This window comes from Nitratireductor sp. StC3 (assembly GCF_003015025.1).
In the GTDB taxonomy this organism is placed as follows: Bacteria; Pseudomonadota; Alphaproteobacteria; order Rhizobiales; family Rhizobiaceae; genus Mangrovimarina; species Mangrovimarina alexandrii.
Genome location: NZ_PYBP01000001.1, coordinates 639,188 through 664,616, shown reverse-complemented (window position 1 = coordinate 664,616; position 25,429 = coordinate 639,188). Strand labels below are relative to the sequence as shown.

Genomic DNA, 25,429 nt, shown 5'->3' with positions numbered 1-25,429 from the left:
GATCGCGCGGCCGGCCCCGTGCGGTCGCCTGACCGGCTCAGCGCAGGATGAAAAACACTTTGCGCACGAAACTCAGATTTTCCCATGTGCCGCGAAAGCCGCGCTCGACCACGAAACTGTCGCCGGGGCCGAAGCGTCGCGCCCGGCCTTCGGCGTCGGTCAGCCGCACCTCGCCTTCCAGGATATGGCAAAGCTCGTCATAGTCGCACACGCAGCGTTCCAGATGCGGCTCGGCTTCCCAGATGCCGGCCAGCGCACCGCGCTCGGGCGCGGAAAAATGCCGCCAGCTCGTGCTGCGATAGGGCGTGTCGACCGCCTTCGGGTCGTCGGTGAGCGTTTCCACCGGTGCGGTACGGCCGGGCTCGAAAGTCAACACATGGGTTGGCTGGTCGGTCATGGTGATGTGCTCCGTTCAGGAATCGAAACCGATGCCGAGCCGGTCGAGGCCGCGCAGCAACAGCGCGCGCCGGCCGGTCTCGTCCTCGCGCGCCAGCAGCGTTTGCACCAGTGCGACCGACAGCGCCCGCAACGGCTCGGGAGGAAAGGGGACCGGGCGGGTGGACAGCATCGCCAGGCGCGTGCGCTCGGTGCTCTGGCCGTCGAGATGGTCGAGCATGGTCAGCGCGGCGAACCGGCTCGCCGAGACGCCCTGGCCGGTAAAGCCCATCGCGTAGGCGATCCTGCCGCGCGCCGCCAGGCCGGCGAAGAAGGTCGTGCGCGCCGAGGTGTCGATCACCCCGCCCCAGGCATGTGTGAAGGGAACATCGGCGAGCGGCGGGAACGTTTCGGCGAATTGCCGCGCCAGGAGGTCGAAGCTCACCGGCCGCTGCGTGCGCGCCTCGTCGCGCGCCCCGCCGAAATGATAGATCGCGTCGTAGCCGCCCCACAGGATGCGGTTGTCGCGGGTCTTGCGCGCATAGTGGAACCGGTTGCCGGCATCGGCCACGCCGTAGCGTCCGAGCCAACCGATCGAGGCCAACTCGTCCGCGCTCAGCGGACGCGTCACGATGGCGTAATCGTAGACCGGGATTACCGCCCCGGCGAGACGGCGCAGCAGCGGTTTGGCCACGTTGGTCGCCAGCGCCACCCGCGCGCAGCGCAGCGCGCCCGCCTCGGTCTCCAGCACCACCGCTTCGCCGGTGCGTATCGCGCTCACCGCCAGCCCCTCGCAAATCTCCACGCCCTGACTGAGGGCGGTGTCGCGCAAGCCGGCGACCAGCTTCGCCGGGTTCAGAACGGCGTAGTTCGGTTCGAACAACCCGGCTTCGAACAGCGGCGAAACGAGCTTTTCGCGCAGGGCATCGCCTTCCAGCGCCATCGTCTCGATGCCGAACGCGGCACAGGTGCGCGCGGCCGCCCGCAGCCCCTCGCGCTGCCAGGGAAACTGCGCAACCGTCAGTTTGCCGCAACGTTCGAACTCCGCGTCGATGCCCAGCCGTTCCAGGTCGGCCTGGAGTTGGTCGAGATTGTCGCGTCCCAGCCTGACCAGTGTCTCGGCCTCGCGCGGCCAGCGTTGTTTGGCAACCGACGGTCCGTGCGAGATCGACGGCGCGCAAAATCCGCCATTGCGTCCGCTCGCCCCCCAGCCGCAGAAATCGCGTTCGATCACCACGATGCGCCAGTCGGGGTGGCGCCGCCGCGCTTCGATCGCCGTCCACAGCCCGGTGAAGCCGCCGCCGACGATCGCCAGGTCGCAGCGTTCCGGCAGCGGCGCCGCGCTGGCAGGCAGCGGGGCGAGCCCGCTATCATGCGTCCAGAACGGTGTCGCCAGGGCGCCGGCAAGGCCTGGGTGCTCGGTGCCGCGAACCAAGGCCGGTTCGGCGGCGAGGGCGGGTTTTTGGGTCATGGCGTCGGAGCTCGTGGCTGGACCTTGATGGCGCGTCTCTTGTCCGAGCTAGCCGCATCTCCGCCCGCCGCCAAGCGGCCAGGCGTGTCAGCGGTCCCGCAGCCCCGGCAATGCCGGCGACGGGGAGGCGCGCATGGAAGCTGACGCCGGACTGCGCGCCGACGGAGAGGAGACCGCACGATCCGCGCTGACGCGGCGCGTGGTCGCCGCCTATCGCGCGGCCTGGCGGCAACGCGACGCCGCCGCGATGGCGGCGCTGTTTGCGCCGGACGCCGTTTATGTCGACCATTTCCAGCGCCGCCGCGTGCCGGGGCCGCAGATCGAGGCCTATTTGCGCGCCGCCATGCCGCCGCCGCGCCGCGCCCCGCTTCAGCTTTACCGCGATCGATTGCGCGTCGACGGCGACACCGCCTTCTTGCGGTATCGCATGGCCATCCCGGACATGGCGGCACACGGCCAGGCCGGGATCGAGATTTGCGAGATTTTCGAGCTGAGCGGCGAGCGGATCGTGGCGGTCGAGGAAATGTGCAGTCTTGCCCTGCCGGATCTCGACGGCGGGCAGGCAGACCGACGCGCCGCTCCCCGGCCGGCCGCCTTGCGGCTCGGCCTGTCGCTGCCGCAGATCGGCGCGCTTGCCGCCGATCTCGACGACTATTTTACGGGAGACGGTCCGGTGCGCCGGCCCGATTTGCAACTGGCCGATGTGGCGCGCGAGACCGGCTACACGCGCAACCAGATTTCCTATTATTTCAACACGATCTTGGGCACGCGCTTTCTCGATTTCGTCAATGCGCGCCGCCTGGCGGTCTATGAGAGCTTGCGGCGCGCCAGGCCGCGAGCGCCGGCGGGCGGGTTGGCGAAAGCCGCCGGCTTTGGGTCGCTCTCGACCTTCTACCGGGTCCGCCAGCGGCTGCACGGCTCAGGCGCGCCTTGCCGTGCGACGGGAGAGGGGGATGCGCCGTGAGAGCCTGCCCGTCGCCCAGGCCGGACGCATTGATCCGGTCGGTGCGTCTCGGTGCCAAGCGGTCGCCACCGACGGGGAACGGTCGGCGCAGGCGGATCATGTTCCCCGGTCGTCGATCAGCGGGTTGGGTTTGGCCAGCGTCACCAAACCGTCGAGATCGTTCAGCCGCACGGCCGCTCCGTCGACGTCGACACCGTAGGGCTTGAGCGTGTTGAACGCGCGCGAAAGGTTCTCCGGCGTCATGCCGAGCAGCGAGGCGATGGTGCGCTTGTCGTAGGGCAGTTCGAGCGAGCCGGTCGCGCCCTGTTCGCTGTGATAGCGCAACAGCCGGTTGGCCAGGCGCTCGACGGCGGTGCGCAGCTTGAGGTCCTTGTGCTCCTTGACCACGCCGCGGTAGCAGCCGGCCAGGTCCTGGACGATGGCGCGCGCGAAGGCTTCGTCGCGCTCGAAGGCGGCGCGGACGTTCTGGGAGGGAATGAGCAGAATGCGCGACTTTTGCACCGTGCGCGCCGACATCAGATAGACCGCATCCTTCAGCACAGCCGCCAGGATGAAGGTGCCGACCGGCCGCACCAGCGCCATCGTCGTCTCCCGGCCGTTGGAACGGGCATAGAGCTCCACGCACCCGTCGGTCACGACATAGAGGAAGTCGGCCGGATCGCCTTCGGTAATCAGGTCGAGTTGGGCGGGAAAGGTCTGCAGATAGGCGGCCTGCATCAGCGTCTCGAAATTCGATTCGCCCATGCTTTCGAACAAGGGCAAAGACCGCATCTGGGGCAGGTCGCTGGTTCGCAAGCTTTCAATCCTTGATAATTGTCAAGCCGCCGATTGAACTAGTAGCAGCGGTCAATTCGCTGTTCAACCGGCCGGCTTGATGCAGGGTCGTGCACTTGTTGCCATTTGCCTGCGCGCGCTTTGTTTCTCATTGAACGGAGCCGCGGATTGATCCGGATCAACTGCGCCGGCCCCGATCACCCAAAACTTGATCCGTCGTTTCGAAATTGCGGCGCTTTCGTTCGCAGGAGAAGGGGACGGGATCATGCATTCGCTCTCAGGCGTATCGGCCGGACAACAGACCCGGATGCTCGGAATGAGCACGATCGCTTTCACCACGTGTTTCGCGGTCTGGACCATCTTTTCCATCATCGGCGTCAGGATCAAGCAGGAGCTTGGTCTCACCGACACCGAGTTCGGCCTGCTGGTGGCGACACCGATCCTGACCGGCTCCCTCAGCCGCATCTTCCTGGGCATTTGGACGGATCAGTATGGCGGCCGGATCGTCTTCACATTGGTCATGCTGCTGACTGCCGTTGCGGCCTGGCTTTTGTCCACCGTTTCCACCTACGGGATGTTTTTGGTCGCGGCCCTCGGCGTCGGTCTTGCCGGCGGGTCGTTCGCCGTCGGCATAGCCTATGTGTCGCGCTGGTTCCCCAAGGAGCGCCAGGGAACCGCGCTCGGCATTTTCGGGGTCGGCAATGTCGGCGCCGCCATCACCAATTTCGGGGCGCCGTTTCTTCTCGTCGCCATCGGTTGGCAGTCGACGGCAAAGGTCTATGCCGTGGTGCTGGCCATCATGGCGATTGTCTTTTTCCTGTTCACCAAGGAGGATCCCGCGACCGCCGCGCGCAAGGCGAGTGGCGAAAAGGCCCGTTCGACGCTGCTGGAGCTCGAGCCCCTTCGCAATCTCCAGGTCTGGCGTTTCGCACTCTATTATTTCTTCGTCTTCGGCGCCTTTGTCGCGCTGGCGCTGTGGCTGCCGCGTTATCTCGTCGGCGTCTACGGCCTCGACATCAAGTCGGCCGGCATGATCGCTGCCGCCTATTCGGTGCCGGCTTCGATCTTCCGCGCCTATGGCGGTCACCTGTCCGACAAGCACGGTGCGCGCTCGGTGATGTACTGGACCTTCGGCGTGTCGGCGGTGCTGACCTTCATGCTGTCCTATCCCGATACCGACTATATCATCCACGGCACCCAGGGCCCGATCCAGTTTTCCACCAGCATGAGCCTGGCGCCCTTCGTCGTGGCGATCTTCGTGCTGGGCTTTTTCATGTCGCTCGGCAAGGCGGCGGTCTACAAGCACATTCCCGTCTACTATCCCGACCATGTCGGTGCGGTGGGCGGCTTGGTCGGCATGATCGGCGGCCTTGGCGGTTTCGTCCTGCCGATCGCCTTCGGCGCCATGCTCGATCTCACGGGTGTGTGGACGACTTGCTTCATGCTTTTGTTCCTCATCGTGGCCGTGGCGATGGTGTGGATGCACTTCTCCATCCGCGCGATGGAGCAGAAGGCCCTTGCCGAGGGCGTGGTCGATCTTCCCCAGCTTCCCGAGATGCAGCCGATCCACGAGGGCGAAAAACACGCCGGTCTGGCCGGCGTGCTCGACGACTGGCGGCCCGACGACGACGCCTTCTGGAACGACCGGGGACGCCGGATCGCGCGCCGCAATTTGTGGATTTCGATCCCGGCCCTGCTTCTGGCCTTCTCGGTGTGGATGGTTTGGTCGGTCGTCGTCGCCAAGCTGCCGGGAATAGGTTTCGACTACTCGACTGACCAGCTCTTCTGGCTCGCCGCCCTGCCTGGCCTGTCGGGGGCGACGCTGCGCATCTTCTATTCCTTCATGGTGCCGATTTTCGGCGGCCGCCTGTGGACGACGTTGTCGACGGCCTCGCTGCTGATCCCGGCTTTCGGCATTGGCTATGCGGTCCAGAACCCGGACACGCCGTATCTGATCTTCCTGGTTCTGGCGCTGCTGTGCGGTTTGGGCGGCGGCAATTTCGCCTCTTCCATGGCCAACATCTCCTATTTCTTCCCCAAGAAGGAGAAGGGCAACGCCCTGGCGCTCAACGCCGGCCTCGGCAATCTGGGCGTCAGCGTCATGCAGTTCCTGGTGCCGGTCGTCATCTCCACCGGAACTTTCGCCTTCGCCTTCGGCGACGGACAGACGGCCACCGACGGCTCGATGATCTGGCTGCAGAATGCCGGTTTCGTGTGGGTGCCGTTCCTGATCGTGGCCACGATCGCCGCCTGGCTCGGCATGAACGACATCGCCGCCGCGCGGGCCTCCTTCGCCGAACAGTCGATCATCTTCTCGCGCCTCCACAACTGGGTGATGTGCGTTCTCTACACCGGCACGTTCGGCTCCTTCATCGGCTATTCGGCGGGTTTCCCCTTGTTGATGAAGACGCAGTTCCCGGATGTGAACGCCTTGTCCTATGCCTTTCTCGGGCCCCTTGTCGGTGCTCTCAGCCGTGCCGGAACCGGCTGGGTGTCCGACCGGTTCGGCGGCGGCCGCGTGACTTTGTGGACCTTCGCCGGCATGATCGTGGCGGTCTGGGGCGTGCTGCAGTTCCTGCCCGAGCAGGGTGTCGGGGGCAATTTCTGGGGGTTCTTCGCCTGCTTCATGGCGCTGTTCTTCCTGACCGGCGTCGGCAACGCCTCCACCTTCCAGATGATCCCCTCCATTATGCGCCTGGAAGTCCCGCGCCTGATGCCGGAGCTGGGCGAGGCCGCCCGCCTCAAGCAGGCCGAGCGTGAATCGGCGGCGATCATCGCCTTCACCTCGGCCATCGCCGCCTACGGTGCGTTTTTCATTCCCAAGGCCTACGGCACGTCGATCACCATGACCGGTGGGCCCGAGATGGCGCTGTGGGGCTTCCTGGTCTTCTACGTGGTCTGCACCGTCCTGACCTTCATCTTCTACACGCGCCGCGGCGGCCTCTTATACGCCGCGGAACGAACCCCGGCGACGCCGGCAACCCAACCCACGCCGGCCGAGTAAGGAGCGCGAAAGCCATGTCACATCTTCTCGATCGCCTGAATTTCCTGGCGCGCAAGAACACCGGCACCTTCTCGCAGGGGCACGGCGTGACCACCAGCGAGAACCGGGACTGGGAGGAGGTCTACAGAAAGCGCTGGCAGCACGACAAAGTCGTGCGCTCCACCCATGGCGTGAACTGCACCGGTTCCTGTTCGTGGAAAATCTACGTCAAGGGCGGCATCGTCACCTGGGAAACCCAGCAGACCGACTATCCGCGCACCCGGCCCGATTTGCCGAACCACGAGCCGCGCGGCTGCTCGCGCGGCGCCAGCTACTCCTGGTACATGTATTCGGCCAACCGCGTGAAATACCCGCTGATCCGGTCCCGGCTGCTGAAACTGTGGCGCCGGGAAAGAGCGGTCAAGACACCGGTCGGCGCCTGGGCCGCGATCCAGGAGGATCCGGCCAAGCGCGCCGACTATATCAAGGTCCGCGGCCTCGGCGGCTTCGTGCGCGCCGAATGGGACGAGGTCAACGAGATCATCGCCGCTGCCAACGCCTATACGGCGAGAAAATGGGGCCCCGACCGGGTGATCGGGTTTTCGCCGATCCCGGCCATGTCGATGGTGTCCTACGCGGCCGGCTCGCGCTACCTGTCGCTTCTGGGCGGCGTGTGCATGTCCTTCTACGACTGGTATTGCGACCTGCCGCCGGCATCGCCCATGACTTGGGGTGAGCAGACCGACGTGCCGGAATCGGCCGACTGGTACAATGCCGGCTTCCTGATGCTGTGGGGGTCGAACGTGCCACAGACGCGCACGCCCGACGCCCATTTCTACACCGAGGTCCGCTACAAGGGCACCAAGTCGGTCGTCGTGTCGCCGGATTATTCGGAGGCTGCGAAATTCTCCGACCTGTGGCTGCATCCCAAGCAGGGCACCGATGCCGCACTCGCCATGGCGATGGGCCACGTCATCCTGCGCGAGTTCCATCTCGACCGCCAGGCCGAGTATTTCGAGGATTATTGCCGCCGCTACACCGACCTGCCGATGCTGGTGCGCCTGGTCGAGAAGGATGGCCGCTACGTTCCAGACCGCATGCTGCGCGCCGCCGATTTCAAGGGCGGGCTCGGCGAGAAGAACAATCCCGAATGGAAGACCGTCGCCATTGACGGCAAGACCAAGAAATGCGTCGCGCCGGCCGGCTCGATCGGTTTTCGCTGGGGCGAGAAGGGCAAGTGGAATCTCGAGGCCAGGGACGGCAAGGGCAAGGATGTCGAGCTCGACATGAGCCTGATCATGGACGAGGATCACGACGAGGTCGCTGCCGTCGCGTTTCCCTATTTCGGCAATCGTGAGCACGATCACTTCCAGGGCACTGACCATGACAGCGTGCTTGTCCGCTCGGTACCCGCCAAAAAGATCAGGCTGGCCGAGGGCGAGGCGCTGGTCGCCACCGTGTTCGACCTGTTCGTCGCCAATTACGGGCTCGATCGCGGCCTGAACGACAAAAGCTGCGCCACGTCCTACGACGACGACCAGCCCTATACCCCGGCCTGGGCCGAAAAGATCACCGGCGTGCCGCGCGCGCAGATCATCGCGGTGGCGCGCGAGTTCGCCGCCAACGCCGAAAAGACCAATGGCCGGTCGATGGTCATTCTCGGCGCCGGCCTCAACCATTGGTACCACATGGACATGAACTACCGGGGGATCATCAATCTCCTGGTCATGTGCGGCTGCGTCGGCCAGTCCGGCGGCGGCTGGAGCCACTATGTCGGCCAGGAGAAGCTGCGCCCGCAGACCGGTTGGCTGCCGCTCGCCTTCGGTCTCGACTGGGGCCGGCCGCCACGGCAGATGAACTCGACCTCGTTCTTCTACGCCCATACCGATCAGTGGCGCTACGAGACGCTGAAGGTCGACGAGATTCTGTCGCCGACGGCGCCCGAGGGTCCGTGGGACGGCACGCTGATCGACTACAATATCCGCGCCGAGCGCATGGGCTGGCTGCCCTCGGCACCACAGCTCAAGGCCAACCCGCTCGACATCGCCGCCGCCGCTGCCAAGGCGAAGGAGGAGCCGAAGGACTATGTCGCCGCCCAACTCAAGGCCGGCACGCTGGAAATGGCCTGCGCGGATCCCGACGACGAGGCCAACTGGCCGCGCAACCTGTTCGTCTGGCGGTCAAACCTGCTCGGCTCGTCGGGCAAGGGGCACGAATATTTCCTGAAACACCTGCTCGGCACGTCGCACGGCCTGTTGGGCAAGGACCTCGGCGAGGAGGGCCGCCAGCGGGGCACCGACGTCGTGTGGCGCGACGAGGCGCCGGAAGGGAAGCTCGACCTTTTGGTCACGCTCGATTTCCGCATGTCCACCACCTGCGTCTATTCCGACATCGTGCTTCCGACCGCCACCTGGTACGAGAAGAACGACTTGAACACCTCCGACATGCATCCGTTCATCCACCCGCTCACGAGTGCGGCCGACCCGGCCTGGGAGGCCCGCAGCGACTGGGACATTTTTAAGGGCATCGCCAAGGCGTTTTCCGAGGTCGCGCCGGAAGTGCTCGGCGTGGAAAAGGATGTCGTTCTGGTGCCGATCCTGCACGACACACCGGGCGAGCTCGCCCAGCCGTTCGACGTCAGGGACTGGAAGAAGGGCGAGGTCGACCCCGTCCCCGGCAAGACCATGCCCGCGGTCGCTGTCGTGGAGCGCGATTATCCCAATCTCTACAAGCGCTTCACCGCGCTTGGGCCGCTGATGGACACGCTCGGAAACGGCGGCAAGGGCATCTCGTGGAATACCGAGCACGAGGTCGAGCTGCTCGGCCGCCTCAACGGTGTCGTCACGGAGGAGGGCGCCACGAAGGGCCGCCCGCGCATCGACAGCGACATCGACGCGACCGAGGTGATCCTGTCGCTGGCGCCCGAAACCAATGGCGAGGTGGCGGTCAAGGCCTGGGAGGCGCTGTCGGCCAATACCGGCCGCGACCATTCCCATTTGGCGGTGCCGAAGGAAGACGAGAAGATCCGCTTCCGCGACATCGTCGCCCAGCCGCGCAAGATCATCTCCTCGCCGACCTGGTCGGGGCTTGAATCGGAAAAAGTCTGCTACAATGCCGGCTACACCAATGTCCACGAGTTGATCCCGTGGCGCACGCTGTCCGGTCGCCAGCAGCTCTACCAGGACCATCTGTGGATGCGCGCGTTCGGCGAGGCGTTGTGCGTCTACCGGCCGCCCATCGACACCAAGACGATCAATCCGGTCATCGAGGCCAAGTCGAACGGCAAGCCGCAGGTGGTGCTGAATTTCATCACGCCGCACCAGAAATGGGGCATCCACTCCACCTATTCCGACAATCTGATGATGCTGACGCTGAACCGCGGCGGCCCGGTGGTGTGGATCTCGGAGGTGGACGCGGCCAAGGCCGGTCTGGTCGACAATGACTGGGTCGAGGTCTTCAACGCCAACGGCGCCATCGTCGCCCGGGTGGTCGTGTCGCAGCGCATGAAGGAAGGCACCATCTTCATGTATCACGCCCAGGAGAAGATCGTGAACACGCCGGGGTCGCAGATCACCGGCCAGCGCGGCGGCATTCACAACTCGGTGACCCGCGCCATCACCAAGCCGACCCACATGATCGGCGGCTACGCCCACCAGGCCTACGGCTTCAACTATTACGGCACGGTCGGTTCCAACCGCGACGAGTTCGTCGTCGTGCACAAGCTGGACAAGGTCGACTGGCTCGAAGGCCCGTACGTTGAACCCGCTGCACACAAGGAGGCGGCAGAATGAAAGTTCGTGCGCAAATCGGCATGGTGCTCAATCTCGACAAATGCATCGGCTGTCACACCTGTTCGGTCACCTGCAAGAATGTGTGGACCAATCGAGAGGGCGTCGAATACGCCTGGTTCAACAATGTCGAGACCAAGCCGGGCATCGGTTATCCCAAGGAATGGGAAAACCAGAAGAAGTGGAACGGCGGCTGGACGCGCAAGGCGAACGGCAAGATCGAGCCGAAAATGGGCGCCAAATGGCGCATCCTGGCGAAAATCTTCGCCAATCCGGACCTGCCGGAGATCGACGATTATTACGAGCCGTTCGACTTCGACTATGGCCACCTGCAAACGGCCGGCGAAAGCCGGGCCTCGCCGACCGCGCGTCCGCGTTCGCAGATCACCGGCGAGCGGATGGAAAAGATCGAATGGGGCCCCAACTGGGAGGAAATCCTCGGCGGCGAGTTTTCCAAGCGGTCTGTCGACACCAATTTCGAAGGCGTCGAGAAGGAGATCTACGGCGAGTTCGAAAACACCTTCATGATGTATCTGCCGAGGCTGTGCGAGCACTGCCTCAACCCGACCTGCGTGGCGGCCTGTCCCTCTGGCGCGATCTACAAGCGCGAGGATGACGGCATCGTCCTGATCGACCAGGAAAAATGTCGGGGCTGGCGCATGTGCGTCTCCGGCTGCCCCTACAAGAAGATCTACTACAACTGGTCGTCGGGCAAATCCGAGAAATGCGTGTTCTGCTATCCGCGCATCGAGGCCGGGCAGCCGACCGTGTGTTCGGAGACCTGCGTCGGGCGCATCCGCTATCTCGGCGTCGTGCTCTACGACGCCGACCGCATCGCCGAGGCCGCCTCGACGGCCGACGAGCGTGATCTCTACGAAGAACAGCTGAAAGTCTTTCTCGACCCCAACGATCCGGCCGTGATCGCCCAGGCGCGCGCGGACGGCGTTCCCGATGCTTGGCTGGAGGCCGCCAGGAAATCGCCGGTCTACAAGATGGCGATGGACTGGAAGGTCGCCTTTCCGCTGCATCCCGAATACCGGACCCTGCCGATGGTCTGGTACATCCCGCCGCTTTCTCCGCTCCAGTCGGCGGCGGAGGCCGGCAAGATCGGCCTCGACGGCGCCATGCCGGACGTCCGCTCGCTGCGCATTCCGGTCCGTTATCTCGCCAATTTGCTCACCGCGGGCAAGGAGGCGCCCGTCGTCTCGGCGCTCGAGCGCATGCTTGCCATGCGCGCCTATATGCGCGCCAAAACGGTCGACGGCGTCATCGACGAGGCCGTCGCCGACAAGGTCGGCCTGACGGGAGAGATGATTGAGGAGATGTACCACGTGATGGCGATCGCCAATTACGAGGACCGCTTCGTCATCCCGACCTCGCATCGCGAGGTTTCCGAGGATGCCTACGACGTGCGCGGTTCCTGCGGCTTCTCCTTCGGCAATGGCTGTTCGGGCGGGTCCAGCGAGACCGATTTGTTCGGCGCCAAGCGCACGCGCACCGTGCAGACGCCGACCGACCTTTTCAAGGAGCGGGTGTGATGAACAAGACCCTCAAGATCGTCTCGCTGCTGCTCGCCTATCCGAGCGCCGAACTGCACGCGGCTTTGCCCGAACTGAAGGCGGCGTTGGGCGAGGCCGGCCTCGACGCCAGGCGCGGCCGGTTGCTCGAACGTCTCATCGACGACCTCGCCGCGTGCGACCTCTACGACGCCCAGGAGCGTTACGTCTTCCTGTTCGACCGGACCCGCTCGCTGTCGCTTCATCTGTTCGAGCACGTGCACGGCGAAAGCCGCGACCGCGGCCAGGCCATGGTCGACCTGCTGGCCATGTACGAGGCCGACGGTTTCGAGATCGATGCGAAGGAATTGCCCGACTACCTGCCTTTGTTCCTGGAATATCTGTCGGTCAAGCCGGCCGACGAGGCGGGGGAGCTGCTCGGCCAGACGGCGCATATCCTTGCCGTGCTGCGCGAGCGGCTGAAGAAGCGCAAATCGATCTACGCCAATGCCTTCGCCGTTCTAGAGGCGCTGACGCGGGCAAAGCCGGATGCCGGGCTCACCCGTGACCTTCTGGCGATGCCGGAGGACGACCCGGCCGATCTGGAGGCGCTCGACCGCGTCTGGGAGGAGGAGGTCGTCACCTTCGGCGGCAATGCCGGCGAGGGCGCCTGCGGCCCCGACCGGCTGCAACGCCAGGTCCGTGCCGCGCGCCGCAATCCCGCCGGCGCGCCGCAAGCGCCGAACGCCTGAGAGGAAACCGCCATGCCTGATTTCTTCAACACGCTGCTTTTCGGGATCTATCCCTATATCGCGCTTGCGGTGCTGATCCTGGGCACCGTCGTGCGCTACGACCGCGAACCCTACACGTGGCGGTCCGGCTCTTCGCAATTGCTGCGCCGCAAGCAGCTCGTCTGGGGCTCGGTGCTGTTTCATGTCGGCGTTCTGGTGATCTTTTTCGGTCACCTGTTCGGGCTGTTGACCCCGATCGCCATCTTCGACGCGCTTGGCATCAGCCACGGCGCCAAGCAGCTGCTGGCCATCGTCGCCGGCGGCGTCGCCGGCATCATGGCGATTGTCGGCGCGACGCTGCTCGTCCACCGCCGCCTGTTCGATGCGCGCGTGCGCGCCGCGTCGAGCCCGACTGACACCATGATCATCGTGCTTTTGTGGATCCAGCTCGCGCTCGGCCTGCTGACGATCCCGATCTCGCTGCAGCATCTCGACGGCGAGGAGATGGTGAAATTCATGAACTGGGCGCAGGGCATCTTCACTTTCAACGGCGCCGCGTCGGCCTACGTCGCCGATGCCTCCATCATCTTCAAGCTTCACCTGGTGCTCGGCCTGACGATCCTGCTTTTGTTCCCGTTCACGCGCCTGGTGCACATGCTGAGCGTCCCGCTGCGCTATCTGTGGCGGCCGGGTTACCAGGTGGTGCGCGAGCGCAACCGCCGCGCGGCCCAGACGCGCCTACCCGCGGAGTGAACCATGACGACGCTTTATCGCAATCCCTCGCTCGACAAGCCGGAGACGGCCCAGGACGGCGGCGACACCAGCTACCGCGAGCCCGACGCGCGGGTTCCGGCCAAGGCCGCGCCGGTCATCGCTGAGATCGCCGTCAACGGTGTCGCGATCCCCGAAAACGATGTTTTGGCCGAGGCGCAGAACCATCCGGCCGAAAATCCGGGCGCGGCCCTGCGCGCCGCCGCCGAGGCGCTGGTGGTGCGCGAACTGCTCTGGCAGGAGGCGCAGCGCCTCGGGCTCGACAGCGCGCCCCGGCGCGACGAGGCCGGTCGGGCCGAGACGGCGCGCGATGCCGCCATCCGCGTCCTGATCCAGCGCGAGATCCAGGCGCCAAGCGCCTCGGCCGCGGAATGCCGGCGCTATTATGAACGGCATCCAGAGAAGTTCGTCACGCCAACGCTGCTGGAGGCTCGTCACATCCTTGTCGCCGCGCCGCCAAACGACCGCGAGGCCCGTGCCGCCGCGCGCGGCCGCGCGGAGGCGTTGTGCGCGGCGCTTGGCGAGGAGCCGGCGCGGTTCGCGGTCCTGGCCGCCGAGCATTCCGATTGTCCGTCGCGCCAGCAAGGTGGCAATCTCGGCCAGCTGACGCGCGGCAGCACGGTGGCCGAGTTCGAAGAGGCCGCGGCGGACATGCGCGAGGGCGAGATCTCGGCCGCGCCGGTGGAAAGCCGTTTCGGCTTCCACGTCATCGCCCTCGACCGGCGCATCGAGGGCGAGGCGCTGCCCTTTGAGGCGGTCGCCGGGCGCATCGCCGCCTGGCTCGAGGCCTCTTCCTGGTCGAAGGCGGTATCGCACTATATCGCCGTGCTGGCCGGACAGGCCGAACTGCGCGGCATCGCCTTGAACGCGGCCGAGGGACCGTTGCTTCAATAGGGAGGACGCAATGGACACGCATGACGAATCCTTGCGCATGGCGTTGGAAACGCTGGCATCGCCGCCCCCGGCGGACCAGCTTGCCGCACCGCTGGACTATCTGTTCGCCGAACATTTCCGCCAGCGCATATTGTGTTGGATGGTCGACCGCGTCGCCGACGCGCCCGAAACGGACCGCGCGTGCGCTGGCGCCATCCTGCGCTTCCTGCGCGAGGATTTCGGCATCCATGTGCTCGACGAGGAGGAGGATTTGTTTCCGCTGATACGCCGGCGGGCCGAGCCGGAGGATCGCGTCGAGGATGTGCTGGACGAACTGAGCCAGGAGCACGCCTCCGACCATCTTGACGCGACGGCCATCGTCGCGGGACTTTCGGCGCGGCGGACCACGCGCCTCGCGGCGGCCTTCCGTGGCCTGCTGCACCGCTTCGCGGCCAATGAGCGCCGGCATCTGATCGTGGAGAACGCGATCGTCCTGCCGCTCGCCCGCGCGCGGCTGACCCTTGACGATTTGGGCAGTCTCGGCCGGCGCATGGCGGCGCGCCGCGGCGTCGACTATCCGCAAAATGCCGGTGCCGCGCGGCCTGCCTGACCGCGATGTCCGCCGGGCGGCGGACACCTGTCTTGCCGCTCGACCGTCGACCGGCGCAATCGGCTGAGGAGACCTGCCATGACCGATCAGACCATTGCTGTCGCCGCGGTCCGGTTCGCGGCCGGCGAACACATCGACGACCTGCTCGAAAGCGTCGCCCGTGCCGTCGGGGCGCGCGGCTTCCGGGTGGCGGGGTACCTGCAGCGCGAGACGCCGGACGGGCCGGGCTGCTGTGGGGTGACGTATCTGGAAGACCTCGCCGGCGGCGCGCGCACACGCCTGTCCCAGCCGCTCGGCGCCGGCGCGCGCGGCTGTCGCCTCGATCCGCAGGCGCTGGCCGAGGCCGCCTGCCGGCTGGAGGCGACGATCGGCCCGCGGACCGACCTCGTCGTGCTGAACCGCTTCGGCAAGGCGGAAGCCGATGGGCACGGATTTCGCGACGTGATCGCGGCCGCCTGCGAGCTCGGCGTACCGGTGCTGACGGCCGTACGCGAGCCCTATCGGCCGGTCTGGAACGCGTTCACGGACGGCCTCGGCGCGCTGCTTTCGCCCGAGCCTGCCGGGGTCGCGCGCTGGGCGCTGGACACCGTCCGCGCCCGCCGGTCGCCGCGCGCCGCCTGACGCCTTGCCGGCCGCCGATCCCGTCCCGACCCGTCTCCGGGCGCGATCCCGCCGCCGCGCTGGCGAACCCGGCTTGCGGCTGCTATAGCGGCTGCGATCGCACGCAAGCCCGTTGTCGACGGGACAAAACTTGGAAACATGCCAGCGACTATGAAAGCTGCCGGCCAAAAACTCGCCGTCGCCCCGATGATGGATTGGACGGATCGTCATTGCCGCTATTTGCACCGGCAACTGACCCGCCGCACCGCGCTCTACACCGAAATGGTGGTGGCCGATGCGGTTCTGCACGGCGAGCGGACGCGGCTGCTCGGGTTCGATCCCGCCGAGCACCCCGTCGCCCTGCAGCTCGGCGGCGCGCAGCCGCAAAAACTCGCCGAAGCGGCCGCGATCGCGGCCGGGTTCGGCTATGACGAGGTCAACCTCAATGTCGGCTGCCCGTCCGACCGCGTCCAGTCGGGCACGTTCGGCGCCTGTCTGATGAAGGAGCCGGCGCTGGTCGGCGCCTGCGTGGCGGCCATGAAGGCGGCCTGCGCCGTGCCGGTGACGGTCAAATGCCGGCTCGGCGTCGACGACCAGGACACCGGCCCCGCGCTCGACGCGCTCGCCGATGCCGTCTTTGCCGCGGGTGCGGACGCGCTGTGGGTGCACGCCCGCAAGGCCTGGCTGAAGGGGCTGAGCCCGAAGGAAAACCGCGACGTGCCGCCGCTCGACTATGCGCGCGTCTACCGCCTCAAGCAGCGCCTGCCCGACCGTTTCATCGGCATCAATGGCGGCATCGCCACGCTGGACGAGGCCTTGGCGCATCTTTGCCATGTCGACGGCGTCATGCTCGGCCGCGCCGCCTATCACCAGCCCGCCCTGCTGGCCGAGGCCGACCGGCTGATCTTCGGCGAGACGCGCGCGCCGGTCGCGCTCGGCGACGTCGTGGCCGCCATGGCCCGCTACGCGGCCGCCCATATCGACGGCGGCGGCCGGCTCGCCCATGTCACCCGCCACATGGTCGGCCTGTGCCACGGCCTGCCGGGGGCGCGCCGTTTCAGGCAGATCCTGTCGAGCGAGGCCACCCGGCCGGGCGCCGGCCCCGAGGTGCTGTTGCGCGCCTTCGCCGCCGTCGACCGGGAGGCGGCCGACAAGGCCGCCTGAGCCGCGCGCTTGCCGACCGAAACCCGCCGATGCCGCCCGTGCCGCTTCGTGGCCCGGGCCCCGCAGGCCGAGAGGCCGGCGAAGGCGACAACGCTATTTTGGATCGCGGCCCGCGCGGCTGGACGATCGCACGGAGACTGCGCGTGAACGAACTGCCGATCGGCGATATTGTCAGCCTGGCCCTGGGGGCGGCCGCGGCCGGGGCCGCGTCGGGCCTGCTGGCCGGGCTGTTCGGCATTGGCGGCGGTGCGGTGCTGGTGCCGATCTTCTACCAGGCGCTCGGCGCGCTCGGCGTCGACGAAGCCGTGCGCATGCATGTCGCGGTCGGCACGTCGCTCGCCATCATCGTGCCGACCGCGCTGCGCTCCTTCCAGGCCCATTTCGCGCGCGGAGCCGTCGACGTCGCGCTGTTGCGCAGTTTCGTCTTCGCCGTTCCGGCCGGCGTGGTGGTGGCGAGCCTCGTCGCCGCGTCGATCTCCAGCGCCGGCTTGCGGCTGGTGTTTGCCGCCATCGCGCTCGCCGTCGGTCTCAGGCTGCTGTTCAACCGCCCCCACTGGCGCTTGGGCGACCGGGTTCCCGAAAACCCCTGGCGGGCGCTGATCGGTTTTCTGATCGGGCTCTCCTCGACGCTGATGGGCATTGGCGGCGGCGTCATGAACAACACCTTCATGACGCTTTACGGCCGTCCGATCCACGAGGCGGTGGCCACGTCGGCCGGCGTCGGCGTGCTGATCGCGATTCCCGGCTCGATCGGTTATGTGTGGGCCGGCTGGGGCAATCCGCTGCTTCCGGTCGGCTCGACCGGCTTCGTCAACTGGATCGCGCTGGCGCTGATCTTTCCCGTCACCATTGCCACCGCGCCGCTCGGCGTCAGGCTGTCGCACGCGCTTGAGCGGCGCCATCTGGAAATCGGCTTCGGCCTGTTCATGCTGGTGGTGGCGGCGCGCTTCGCCTGGAGCCTGCTGGGCTGACGGTTCAGTCGCGCAGGATCATCACGTCGCCGCGCACCTCGAAGCCAGCCAGCGTTTCCAGAAAATTCATCCCGAGCAGGCTTTGCCCCAGCGCGCCGGGCGCCGCGACCAGCACCGCAAGCCCGTTGCGTTCGATCGGGCCGAGCGTGATCGTGCCGACCGAGGTCGCCGCCGCGCGCGCGACGCCGTTGGCGGTCGAGACCGGGACGCGGAAGGAAAGCGCGGCGACATCGATGCCGGCCCGGCCGGCATCCGCGGCCGTCAGCACGATCGAACTGGCCCCGGTATCGACGACGAAATGCACCGTGGCGCCGTCGACTTGGGCACGGGCGCCGAAATGGCCGTCGCCGCGCTTGTCGAGCCTCACCGCGCTGCCGCCCTCGATCGACATTGGGCTGCCGGGCACGATGCCGGCGGTGATGCGGCTGGCGACATCCTGCAGCTCGTAGCGATACTGGTAGCCGGCCACCAGCACCAGGATGATGAGGAGCCACACCGCGACATTGCGGGCGATATCGCCGAGCTTCATGCGCGTGGCGATGATGGAGGCGGCCAGAACGAGGCCCCACACGCCCAGATAGAGCGTGCGCGCGAACGCGTCGTCGTCGAGGCCGAACACCGTGCCGCGGTCGCCGCTGGTCACCAGCAGGATGAGCCCGCCGCCGATAAGGGCGATGATGAGCCAGAACAGTCGCGACACGGCTCAGTCCGCCGCGCCGCGCGCGCGCGCCAGGCGTGCGCGCTTGGTCTCGCGCCGCGGCTTGCGTTCGACCGTCTCCAGCCGGGCCGGCAGTTCGGCCATCACCTGGCGGCGCGCCTCGGCCGTCATCGCGATCCATTGGGCGATCTCGTCGCGCGTGCGTCCGCAGCCGAAGCAATAGCCGGTCTTGAAGTCGATAGAGCAGACCAGGATGCAGGGCGATTCGATCGCGGCCATCAAAAGTCCTTTCCAGTCTCACCGCAGATGGGACAGTTTTCCGGCCCGCGCAAGGGCGTTTGCGCCCGCCTTTGTCGCGGGCGCGGCCGCGATGCGGCGTTGGCGGCCATTGTTCCGCGCGCGCCATGGGGTTATGCCGGCTCCCGGATTACGATTTGAGGCTTTCATGACCACCGGCTTGCCCTTCGACGATTTCCGCAACCTGCTGCGCGGCCTCGCGCGCGCTGACGAGGGACCGGCCGATGCCGTGCGCGCGCGCCTCGACGAACTGGCGCCGGCCGGCTCTCTCCGCGCGCTGGGCGAAATCGCTGCCTGGCTCGCGCGCGCCAGCCAGAGCATGCCGCCGGTGGTGAGCCGCCCGCAGCTTGCGCTGTTTGCCGGCACGCACGGCCTCGCCCGCCACGACGTGTCGGCGCGCGCCCCGTCCTGGACCGCGGCCATGGTCGAGCATTGCGCGGCCGGCGGTGCGGCGATCAACCAGGCTTGCCTGGCCGACGATGTCGCTCTCAAAGTCTTCGACCTGGCGCTCGACCTGCCGACCGGCGACATAAGCCGCGACGCCGCCTTCGACGAGCGCGGCTGCGCGGCCACCATGGCGTTCGGCATGGAGGCGGCAAGCGCGGAGACCAGCCTGCTCGTGCTTGGCGATTTCAGCGTCGGCGGGGCGGTTGCCGCCGCCTGCGTGCTGGCCGCGCTGCAGGGCGGGAGCGGTCGCGACTGGGTGCCGCTCCTGGTTCAGGCCGGCGAGGCGAGGACGGAGCCGGCCCGGGCCGTCATCGACGCCGCCCTCGCGCATCACGCCGGCCATCTGCGCGATCCGCTCGAAGCGCTGCGCCGGCTCGGCGGTCGCGAGATCGCGGCGATCGCCGGGGCGATCGTGTCGGCGCGGGTGCAAAACATTCCCGTGATCCTCGACGGGCTCGCGGCCGTTGCCGCCGCCGCCGTGCTGCACGCGCTCAACGCCGAGGCGGTAACGCATTGCCGCCTGGCCGCGTCGGCTCCCGATGGCCTTTTGGCCGGCGTCGTCGGGCGGCTTGCGATCGAACCGGTGCTTGCCGCCGGCAACCTTCCCGGCGGCGGCATCGCCGGCACGCTTGCCGTCGGCACGGTCAGGACGGCGGCGCTCTGCCTGTCGGGCCTGCGCCCGATGCCCGTGCCCGCCTGAACGCTCAGGCCGCGCTCGCCTTGCCGGCCCGAGGACGGGCGGCGGCGAGCGGCGCCATGACGCGAGCGGCCGGAAAGATGGCGGTCGCCTCGGTGCCCAGGCGCAGCTTGGACCGCAGCTCGAACCGCCCACCATGGATTTCCAGCAGGCCCTGGACGATCGGAAGCCCGAGCCCGGTGCCCTGTTCGGCGCTCTTGATGGCGATCGAGCCCTGACCGAAGGCCGACAGGACCACCGGGATCTCCTCGGCCGGGATGCCCGGGCCGTTGTCGCGCACCGAAATATATTGTCCGCCGCCGGTGGTCCAGCCGGCACGGACCCGGATTTCGCCGCCGGTCGGCGCGAATTTGATCGCGTTCGACAACAGGTTCAAGGTGATCTGGCGTACGGCCCGTTCGTCGGCAAAGAGCGGCGGCAGCGCGGGCTCGAACTCGCGCGCGATGTGCAGGTCCTTGTTGCGCGCCTTGAGTTCGACCATGTTGCAGCAATCCTCGACCGTGTTGGCGATGTCGACCGGCTCTTCCTTCAGCTTGTAGCGTCCGGCCTCGATGCGCGAAATGTCGAGGATCTCATTGATCAGCGCCAGCAGATGGTGGCCCGAATCGTGGATGCTGCGCGCGTAGTCGCGATAGGTCTCGTTCTCGAGCGGCCCCAAAACCTGTTCAGCCATCACTTCGGAAAACCCCAGTATCGCATTGAGAGGAGTCCGCAATTCATGGCTCATGGAGGCCAGAAACCGCGACTTGGCGAGATTGGCTTCCTCGGCGCGCCGGCGTGCCTCGTCGGAGATCGACTTGGCCGTCTCCAATTCCGCGATCAGCCCGTCCTTTTCGGTCCGAAACGACAGCAGCATCACCGCCGAGCGGTGCAGATGGCCGGCGATGTAGGAAAAGAACGGCAGCGAGGCGGCCAGAAGCCCGGCCATGGCGGCGTCGACCGGATTCCACAAATTGACCGCGAGCCCGATATAGGCCACCACCGGCAGGCCGAACGTGGCCAGCAGCGCGCCGCGCAGCGCATAGGCCAGGATCGCCGTGGCGGCGACGGCAAACAGCAGCACCACGCCCTTGACGGTCGCAAACTGGTCGATCTGACAGCTCTCGCAGCTCAACAGCGCGAACCAGGTCCAGCACAGTCCGGTCACGGCATGGGCGCCCAGCAGCAGAATACGCACCGACGCCACGTCGATGTCGCCCGCCTCCCTTTTGGCGATATGGGCCGCGAACAGGCCGAGCCCGGCATAGGCGACCGCCGTCAGCACCGCCCAGAACGCCACTTGCGGTCCCATCCCGGCGACAAGGCCGGCGGCGGCGACGACGCCCGCCAGCACCGGCAGCACGGCGGCACGGCCGGTCAGCGCACCGGCATGCAGGCGCAGCATTTCCCGGTCGAAGGCGGGATTGCCGGGTTGCTGGGACAGCCGGTCGCGGGTTTCCCGCACCGTGCGCGCAAGGTCGGCGTTGCGGTGGGCCTTGGTGCGGTCCACAATGTTCTTGTCCGCCATGGTGGAGCGTCTTGGCGCCATCGCAACCGGGTTTTCCAAATTTGGATCGACAGCGGAGAATTACTTCCGAATGGTTAAGAGTCCCTTCCGGTGACCAGATTGCTGCGCCGCCTGCCGGTGGCGAAAACCGGGCGTCGCCGCGGGACGCGGCCGCTGCGCCGGCTGTTCGACATCGCGCTGACGGTGGCGCTTTTCGCGGTTGTCGCCGTGCTTGTTGCCCGGCTGGAGGAAACCGCCACCGTCGAACGGCGCGGCCAGGCCTCGGTCGGTGACGGCGACAGCCTGACGCTTGCGGGCCGGCGCATCCGGCTTGTCGGCATCGATGCGCCCGAACTCGCCCAGTCGTGCCGGCGCGACGGCGCCGACTATGCCTGCGGGCGCGCCGCGCGCGACGCGCTGCGCGCGCTGGTTGGCCAGCACGCGGTCGTCTGCCGTGGCCACGAAACCGATCGCTTCGGCCGTCTTTTGGCGGTTTGCCACGCCGGCGACACCGAATTGAACCGCACGATGGTCGAAAAGGGCTGGGCGGTGTCCTACGGGGATTATGGCGGGGCCGAAAGGCGGGCGCGGGCCGAATCGCGCGGCCTGTGGGCCGGGCAGTTCGAGCGTCCGCGTGCCTGGCGTGCCGTTCACGGTCGCGCGAGCGACATCGAAATCGGCCTTGCGGAGCGTCTGCGGGCTTGGGTCGCGGCGCTGTTTGGTGCAGGCTGACGCCACGATCGCATGGCGGCCGTGCGCAATTTTTGCCGGGAGGTGGAAGGTGAAGCTTTATGATGGCGGACGCGCGCCCAATCCGCGCCGCGTCAGGGTTTTTCTGGCCGAAAAGGGCATCGAGGTTCCATGCGTGCCCATCGACATGGGCGCGATGGGCCATCGCGACGCGGAAGTCACCCGCCGCAACCCGCTGCAGCGTCTGCCGGTATTGGAGCTCGACGACGGCACCATCCTGACCGAGTCGATCGCGATCTGCCGCTATTTCGAGGAGCTCCATCCCGAGCCGGCGCTGTTCGGCCGTGGCGCCCTCGGCAAGGCGCAGGTGGAGATGTGGCAACGCCGCCTGGAACTGAATTTCCTCTTCACCGTCGGCCAGGCCTTTCGCCACATCCACCCGGCGATGAAGGAATGGGAAGTGCCGCAGATCGCCGAGTGGGGCGAAGTCAACAAGCCGCGCACCGTGCAATTTCTGGAAATCTTCGACCGCGAGCTTCAAGACCGCGAATTCGCCGCCGGTGACGACTACTCGGTGGCCGACATCACCGGCATGATCGGCATCGATTTCATGAAACCGGCGCGCATCGCGCTACCCGAGGAGTTGCGCAACGTGCGGCGTTGGTACGAGACGGTGTCCGCCCGGCCGAGCGCGCGGGCGTGATGCCGGCCGATCCGATCACCGAGCTCGACCGGCTGGCGGGCGAAATCCGCGCCTGCCGGGTCTGCCGCGACCAGCCCCAGGGGCGGCCGCTGCCGCACGAGCCGCGCCCGGTCGTCGTCGCCTCGTCGACGGCGCCGGTGTTGATCGCCGGGCAGGCGCCGGGGCTTCGCGTGCACGAGACCGGCATTCCGTTTAACGACCGCTCCGGCGACCGGTTGCGCGACTGGCTCGGCGTCTCGCGCGAGGCGTTTTACGATCCCTGCCTGTTTGCGATCGCGCCGATGGGGTTTTGCTTTCCCGGCTACGACGCCAAGGGCAGCGACCTGCCGCCGCGCCGGGAATGCGCGCCGGCCTGGCATGGCCGGCTGATGGAGTTGATGCCGCAGCTCGAACTGGTCGTGGCGGTCGGCCAGCACGCGCAGCGTTGGCATCTGCGCGCCGCGCGCCGGACTACGCTGACGGAAACGGTTGCCGCCTGGGCGGAGATCTTTGCCCGGCCCGGGCGCCCAAAAGTCCTGCCGCTGCCGCATCCGTCCTGGCGCAATACCGGCTGGCTCAAGCGCAATCCCTGGTTCGAGAGCGAGTTGCTGCCCGTGTTGCGGCGAGAAATCGCAACCCGCATCGGACCGACGAAATAGAACGCGCCCTGTCGATTTTCGTGTTGGGGGAGAAAAAATTACTTGAACGGCGGCGAAATAGGCGTAAATTCGGAAAAAATTTCCGACAGGAGCCGTCATGGACCGTCTCGACAAGAAAATCCTGCGGCTGTTGCAGGAAGATTCCACCCTCGCCGTCGCCGACGTGGCCAGGAAGGTCGGCCTGTCGACCACGCCGTGCTGGCGGCGCATTCAGAAATTGGAGGAGGAGGGGGTCATCCGGCGCCGGGTGGCGATCCTCAATCCCGACAAGGTCAACACCCGGGTCAATGTCTTCATCTCGATCCGCACCAATTCGCACAGCCTGGAATGGTTGCGGCGCTTTTCCGAGGTGATCCAGGAGTTTCCCGAAGTCGTCGAGTTCTATCGCATGAGCGGAGACGTCGACTATCTGCTCCGGGTTGTGGTGCCCGACATCGCCGCCTACGACGCCTTTTACAAGAAGCTGATCGCCAAGATCGAGATCCGCGACGTGTCGTCCTCCTTCGCCATGGAGCAGATCAAGTACACGACCCAGCTTCCGCTCGACTACATGGTGCTGGACAAGGAGAGTGCCAGCGCCGCGTGAGGTTTTTTGCCATTATCGCGCCGGTTGCCGCGTTTTCTGCCGCAACCGGTCCAGCGTCTTTTGTGCGCTCAGTTCGCGCAAGGCGTCCTTGCCGACCCAGCGCCTGGCGCGATCGTCCGCCGCGGCAAGGCGCTGCGCGACGGCAAACGCCGCCTCGTGCAGCAAAAGCGAACGCTTGCCGGTCTGGCGCAGCGCCCAGCTCACCGCCTTTTTCACGAAATTGCGCTCGTCGTGCGCATGGCGCTCGACCAGCTCCAGCCAGGCCAGAAAACCCGTGTCGGGCTCCTTTTTCAGGTGGACCGCCGCCCAGGCGATCATGGCAAAACCGGCGCGCCGTACGAATTCGCGCCCGTCCTCGGCGAACTCCGGTACCAGTTCGCCGGCAAGTCCGGCCTCGACGAACAGGGCGGCGGCGTGGTCGACCACCTCCCAGGAGGTGAAATCCTTCGCCCAGTCGCGCGCCTGCCCGGCCGTGACTTTTTTCGGTTCGGCGGTGAAGCAGGCCACAAGGCGCGCCTCGCGCCAGCCACTTTGCCACAGTGCCAGCGCGCGCGCCTGGTCGCGCCCGATCGTGCGCGCGAGCGGCCGCAGGACCGCGTTCGGAATACCGAAGGCGGTCTCGGTCGCGATCCCGAACCGTGCCATGCCGGCGCGGTTGTCGGCCGAGGCGAGCGTTTGCAGATGCGCGACGACGGCCGCGGCGTCGGAGGTTGGCGAGGGCGGCGCGGCGCCCGCCACGCCTACCGCTCCAGCCGCGCCAGCAGGGACGAGGTATCCCAGCGCCGCCCGCCCATGTCCTGGACGTCCTTGTAGAACTGGTCGACCAGCGCCGTGACCGGCAGCTTGGCGCCGTTGCGCTCGGCTTCGGTAAGGCAGATGCCCAGGTCCTTGCGCATCCAGTCGACCGCGAAGCCGAAATCGTAGCTGCCCTGGTTCATGGTCTTGTGGCGGTTTTCCATCTGCCACGAGCCGGCCGCGCCCTTGGAGATCACGTCGACGACCTTTTCGACGTCGAGGCCGGCCTTCTTGCCGAAATGGATGCCTTCGGCGAGGCCCTGCACCAGGCCCGCGATACAGATCTGGTTGATCATCTTGGTCAGCTGTCCGGCTCCGGCCGGACCCATCAGGCCGACCATTTTCGCATAGGCCTTGATCACCGGCCGCGCCGTGTCGAAAGTCGCCTGCTCGCCGCCGACCATCACGGTCAGAACGCCGTTTTCGGCCCCGGCCTGTCCGCCCGACACGGGCGCGTCCAAAAAGCCGAAACCGGCTTTTTCGGCCGCCTCGGCCAGGTCGCGCGCCACTTCGGCCGAGGCCGTCGTGTTGTCGATGAACACCGCGCCGGCCTTCATCGCGGCAAAGGCACCGTCCTGGCCGAGCGTGACGGCGCGCAGGTCGTCGTCATTGCCGACGCAACAGAAGACGAAATCCTTGCCCGCCGCCGCTTCGGCCGGCGTTGCGGCATGTGCGCCGCCATGCTCGTCGACCCATTTCGCGGCTTTCTCGGCCGTGCGGTTGTAGACGGTGACGTCGTGGCCGCCTTTGTTCTTCAAATGACCGGCCATGGGATATCCCATCACGCCGAGACCCAAAAATGCGACTTTGGCCATCTGGCCCCTCCATTATCCGTGTTTGTGTCAAAAAAATCCGCCGAAC

At 66.9% G+C, this 25,429-nt stretch carries 24 protein-coding genes; 16 read left to right on the top strand and 8 right to left on the bottom strand.

Going from position 1 to position 25,429, the window contains the following annotated elements; genetic code table 11:
- Positions 1 to 37 precede the first annotated feature (37 nt).
- Positions 38 to 397: a cupin domain-containing protein gene (locus C7T96_RS03315; protein WP_106569711.1), complete on the bottom strand. Its 360-nt coding sequence runs from the start codon at positions 395 to 397 to the stop codon at positions 38 to 40.
- 15 nt (positions 398 to 412) lie between these two features.
- On the bottom strand, positions 413 to 1,846 hold the full coding sequence (locus tag C7T96_RS03310; RefSeq protein WP_106569710.1) for an FAD-dependent oxidoreductase: 1,434 nt from the start codon (positions 1,844 to 1,846) through the stop codon (positions 413 to 415).
- A gap of 133 nt (positions 1,847 to 1,979) precedes the next feature.
- Here C7T96_RS03310 and C7T96_RS03305 point away from each other — a divergent pair, with 133 nt between their 5' ends.
- Positions 1,980 to 2,810, top strand: a complete 831-nt coding sequence (locus C7T96_RS03305) for an SgcJ/EcaC family oxidoreductase (RefSeq protein WP_106569709.1) — start codon at positions 1,980 to 1,982, stop codon at positions 2,808 to 2,810.
- A gap of 96 nt (positions 2,811 to 2,906) precedes the next feature.
- On the opposite strand, the gene C7T96_RS03300 is transcribed toward C7T96_RS03305, so the two are convergent.
- Complete coding sequence (locus tag C7T96_RS03300) at positions 2,907 to 3,605, bottom strand: cyclic nucleotide-binding domain-containing protein (RefSeq protein ID WP_106569708.1); 699 nt, start codon at positions 3,603 to 3,605, stop codon at positions 2,907 to 2,909.
- A 244-nt stretch (positions 3,606 to 3,849) separates the two neighbouring features.
- Here C7T96_RS03300 and C7T96_RS03295 point away from each other — a divergent pair, with 244 nt between their 5' ends.
- The 10 genes from C7T96_RS03295 to C7T96_RS03250 all read left to right on the top strand — a co-directional run bounded on the left by C7T96_RS03295 (position 3,850) and on the right by C7T96_RS03250 (position 17,571).
- The gene (locus C7T96_RS03295) at positions 3,850 to 6,588 is read left to right on the top strand and encodes an MFS transporter (protein ID WP_106569707.1); all 2,739 of its coding nucleotides are present in this window, start codon (positions 3,850 to 3,852) and stop codon (positions 6,586 to 6,588) included.
- 14 nt (positions 6,589 to 6,602) lie between these two features.
- Positions 6,603 to 10,358, top strand: a complete 3,756-nt coding sequence (locus C7T96_RS03290; protein WP_106569706.1) for a nitrate reductase subunit alpha — start codon at positions 6,603 to 6,605, stop codon at positions 10,356 to 10,358.
- A complete protein-coding gene (gene narH, locus C7T96_RS03285) occupies positions 10,355 to 11,893 on the top strand; it encodes a nitrate reductase subunit beta (RefSeq protein WP_106569705.1) in 1,539 nt (512 codons plus the stop codon). The genes C7T96_RS03290 and narH overlap by 4 nt, the downstream gene beginning before the upstream one ends.
- Positions 11,893 to 12,603 (top strand): nitrate reductase molybdenum cofactor assembly chaperone, encoded by a 711-nt coding sequence (narJ, locus tag C7T96_RS03280; protein WP_106569704.1) that lies wholly within the window; start codon positions 11,893 to 11,895, stop codon positions 12,601 to 12,603. Before narH ends, narJ begins: the two co-directional genes overlap by 1 nt.
- A gap of 12 nt (positions 12,604 to 12,615) precedes the next feature.
- Complete coding sequence (gene narI, locus C7T96_RS03275; RefSeq protein WP_106569703.1) at positions 12,616 to 13,335, top strand: respiratory nitrate reductase subunit gamma; 720 nt, start codon at positions 12,616 to 12,618, stop codon at positions 13,333 to 13,335.
- 3 nt (positions 13,336 to 13,338) lie between these two features.
- Positions 13,339 to 14,247 carry a peptidylprolyl isomerase gene (locus C7T96_RS03270; protein ID WP_106569702.1) on the top strand — a complete coding sequence of 303 codons (909 nt, stop codon included), beginning with the start codon at positions 13,339 to 13,341 and terminating at the stop codon, positions 14,245 to 14,247.
- Positions 14,248 to 14,257: 10 nt separating this feature from the next.
- Positions 14,258 to 14,836, top strand: a complete 579-nt coding sequence (locus C7T96_RS03265) for a hemerythrin domain-containing protein (protein ID WP_199190396.1) — start codon at positions 14,258 to 14,260, stop codon at positions 14,834 to 14,836.
- 78 nt (positions 14,837 to 14,914) lie between these two features.
- Positions 14,915 to 15,457: a DUF2478 domain-containing protein gene (locus C7T96_RS03260; protein WP_106569701.1), complete on the top strand. Its 543-nt coding sequence runs from the start codon at positions 14,915 to 14,917 to the stop codon at positions 15,455 to 15,457.
- Positions 15,458 to 15,595: 138 nt separating this feature from the next.
- Entirely contained in the window at positions 15,596 to 16,600 is a 1,005-nt protein-coding gene (dusA, locus tag C7T96_RS03255; protein WP_245414045.1) for a tRNA dihydrouridine(20/20a) synthase DusA, read from the top strand.
- Between the two features lie 152 nt (positions 16,601 to 16,752).
- Positions 16,753 to 17,571 (top strand): sulfite exporter TauE/SafE family protein, encoded by an 819-nt coding sequence (locus C7T96_RS03250; protein WP_245414059.1) that lies wholly within the window; start codon positions 16,753 to 16,755, stop codon positions 17,569 to 17,571.
- Between the two features lie 4 nt (positions 17,572 to 17,575).
- On the opposite strand, the gene C7T96_RS03245 is transcribed toward C7T96_RS03250, so the two are convergent.
- Both C7T96_RS03245 and C7T96_RS03240 read right to left on the bottom strand, forming a co-directional pair.
- Positions 17,576 to 18,271, bottom strand: a complete 696-nt coding sequence (locus tag C7T96_RS03245; protein WP_106569698.1) for a TIGR02281 family clan AA aspartic protease — start codon at positions 18,269 to 18,271, stop codon at positions 17,576 to 17,578.
- Positions 18,272 to 18,274: 3 nt separating this feature from the next.
- Complete coding sequence (locus tag C7T96_RS03240; protein WP_106569697.1) at positions 18,275 to 18,508, bottom strand: DUF1289 domain-containing protein; 234 nt, start codon at positions 18,506 to 18,508, stop codon at positions 18,275 to 18,277.
- 166 nt (positions 18,509 to 18,674) lie between these two features.
- Here C7T96_RS03240 and C7T96_RS03235 point away from each other — a divergent pair, with 166 nt between their 5' ends.
- Entirely contained in the window at positions 18,675 to 19,673 is a 999-nt protein-coding gene (locus C7T96_RS03235) for a nicotinate-nucleotide--dimethylbenzimidazole phosphoribosyltransferase (RefSeq protein ID WP_106569696.1), read from the top strand.
- Between the two features lie 4 nt (positions 19,674 to 19,677).
- Here the strand turns inward: C7T96_RS03235 and C7T96_RS03230 are convergent, their stop codons facing one another.
- Positions 19,678 to 21,198, bottom strand: a complete 1,521-nt coding sequence (locus C7T96_RS03230; RefSeq protein ID WP_106569695.1) for a HAMP domain-containing sensor histidine kinase — start codon at positions 21,196 to 21,198, stop codon at positions 19,678 to 19,680.
- 69 nt (positions 21,199 to 21,267) lie between these two features.
- On the opposite strand from C7T96_RS03230, the gene C7T96_RS03225 reads away from it, so the two are divergent.
- The 4 genes from C7T96_RS03225 to C7T96_RS03210 all read left to right on the top strand — a co-directional run bounded on the left by C7T96_RS03225 (position 21,268) and on the right by C7T96_RS03210 (position 23,773).
- On the top strand, positions 21,268 to 21,888 hold the full coding sequence (locus C7T96_RS03225) for a thermonuclease family protein (protein WP_106569694.1): 621 nt from the start codon (positions 21,268 to 21,270) through the stop codon (positions 21,886 to 21,888).
- Between the two features lie 49 nt (positions 21,889 to 21,937).
- Positions 21,938 to 22,549 (top strand): glutathione S-transferase, encoded by a 612-nt coding sequence (locus C7T96_RS03220; RefSeq protein ID WP_106569693.1) that lies wholly within the window; start codon positions 21,938 to 21,940, stop codon positions 22,547 to 22,549.
- Complete coding sequence (locus C7T96_RS03215; protein ID WP_106569692.1) at positions 22,549 to 23,187, top strand: uracil-DNA glycosylase family protein; 639 nt, start codon at positions 22,549 to 22,551, stop codon at positions 23,185 to 23,187. The genes C7T96_RS03220 and C7T96_RS03215 overlap by 1 nt, the downstream gene beginning before the upstream one ends.
- 97 nt (positions 23,188 to 23,284) lie before the next feature.
- Positions 23,285 to 23,773, top strand: a complete 489-nt coding sequence (locus tag C7T96_RS03210) for an Lrp/AsnC family transcriptional regulator (protein WP_106569691.1) — start codon at positions 23,285 to 23,287, stop codon at positions 23,771 to 23,773.
- 12 nt (positions 23,774 to 23,785) lie between these two features.
- Here the strand turns inward: C7T96_RS03210 and C7T96_RS03205 are convergent, their stop codons facing one another.
- On the bottom strand, positions 23,786 to 24,511 hold the full coding sequence (locus C7T96_RS03205; protein WP_245414044.1) for a DNA alkylation repair protein: 726 nt from the start codon (positions 24,509 to 24,511) through the stop codon (positions 23,786 to 23,788).
- 2 nt (positions 24,512 to 24,513) lie between these two features.
- Positions 24,514 to 25,383, bottom strand: a complete 870-nt coding sequence (locus tag C7T96_RS03200; protein WP_106569690.1) for an NAD(P)-dependent oxidoreductase — start codon at positions 25,381 to 25,383, stop codon at positions 24,514 to 24,516.
- Positions 25,384 to 25,429 lie beyond the last annotated feature (46 nt).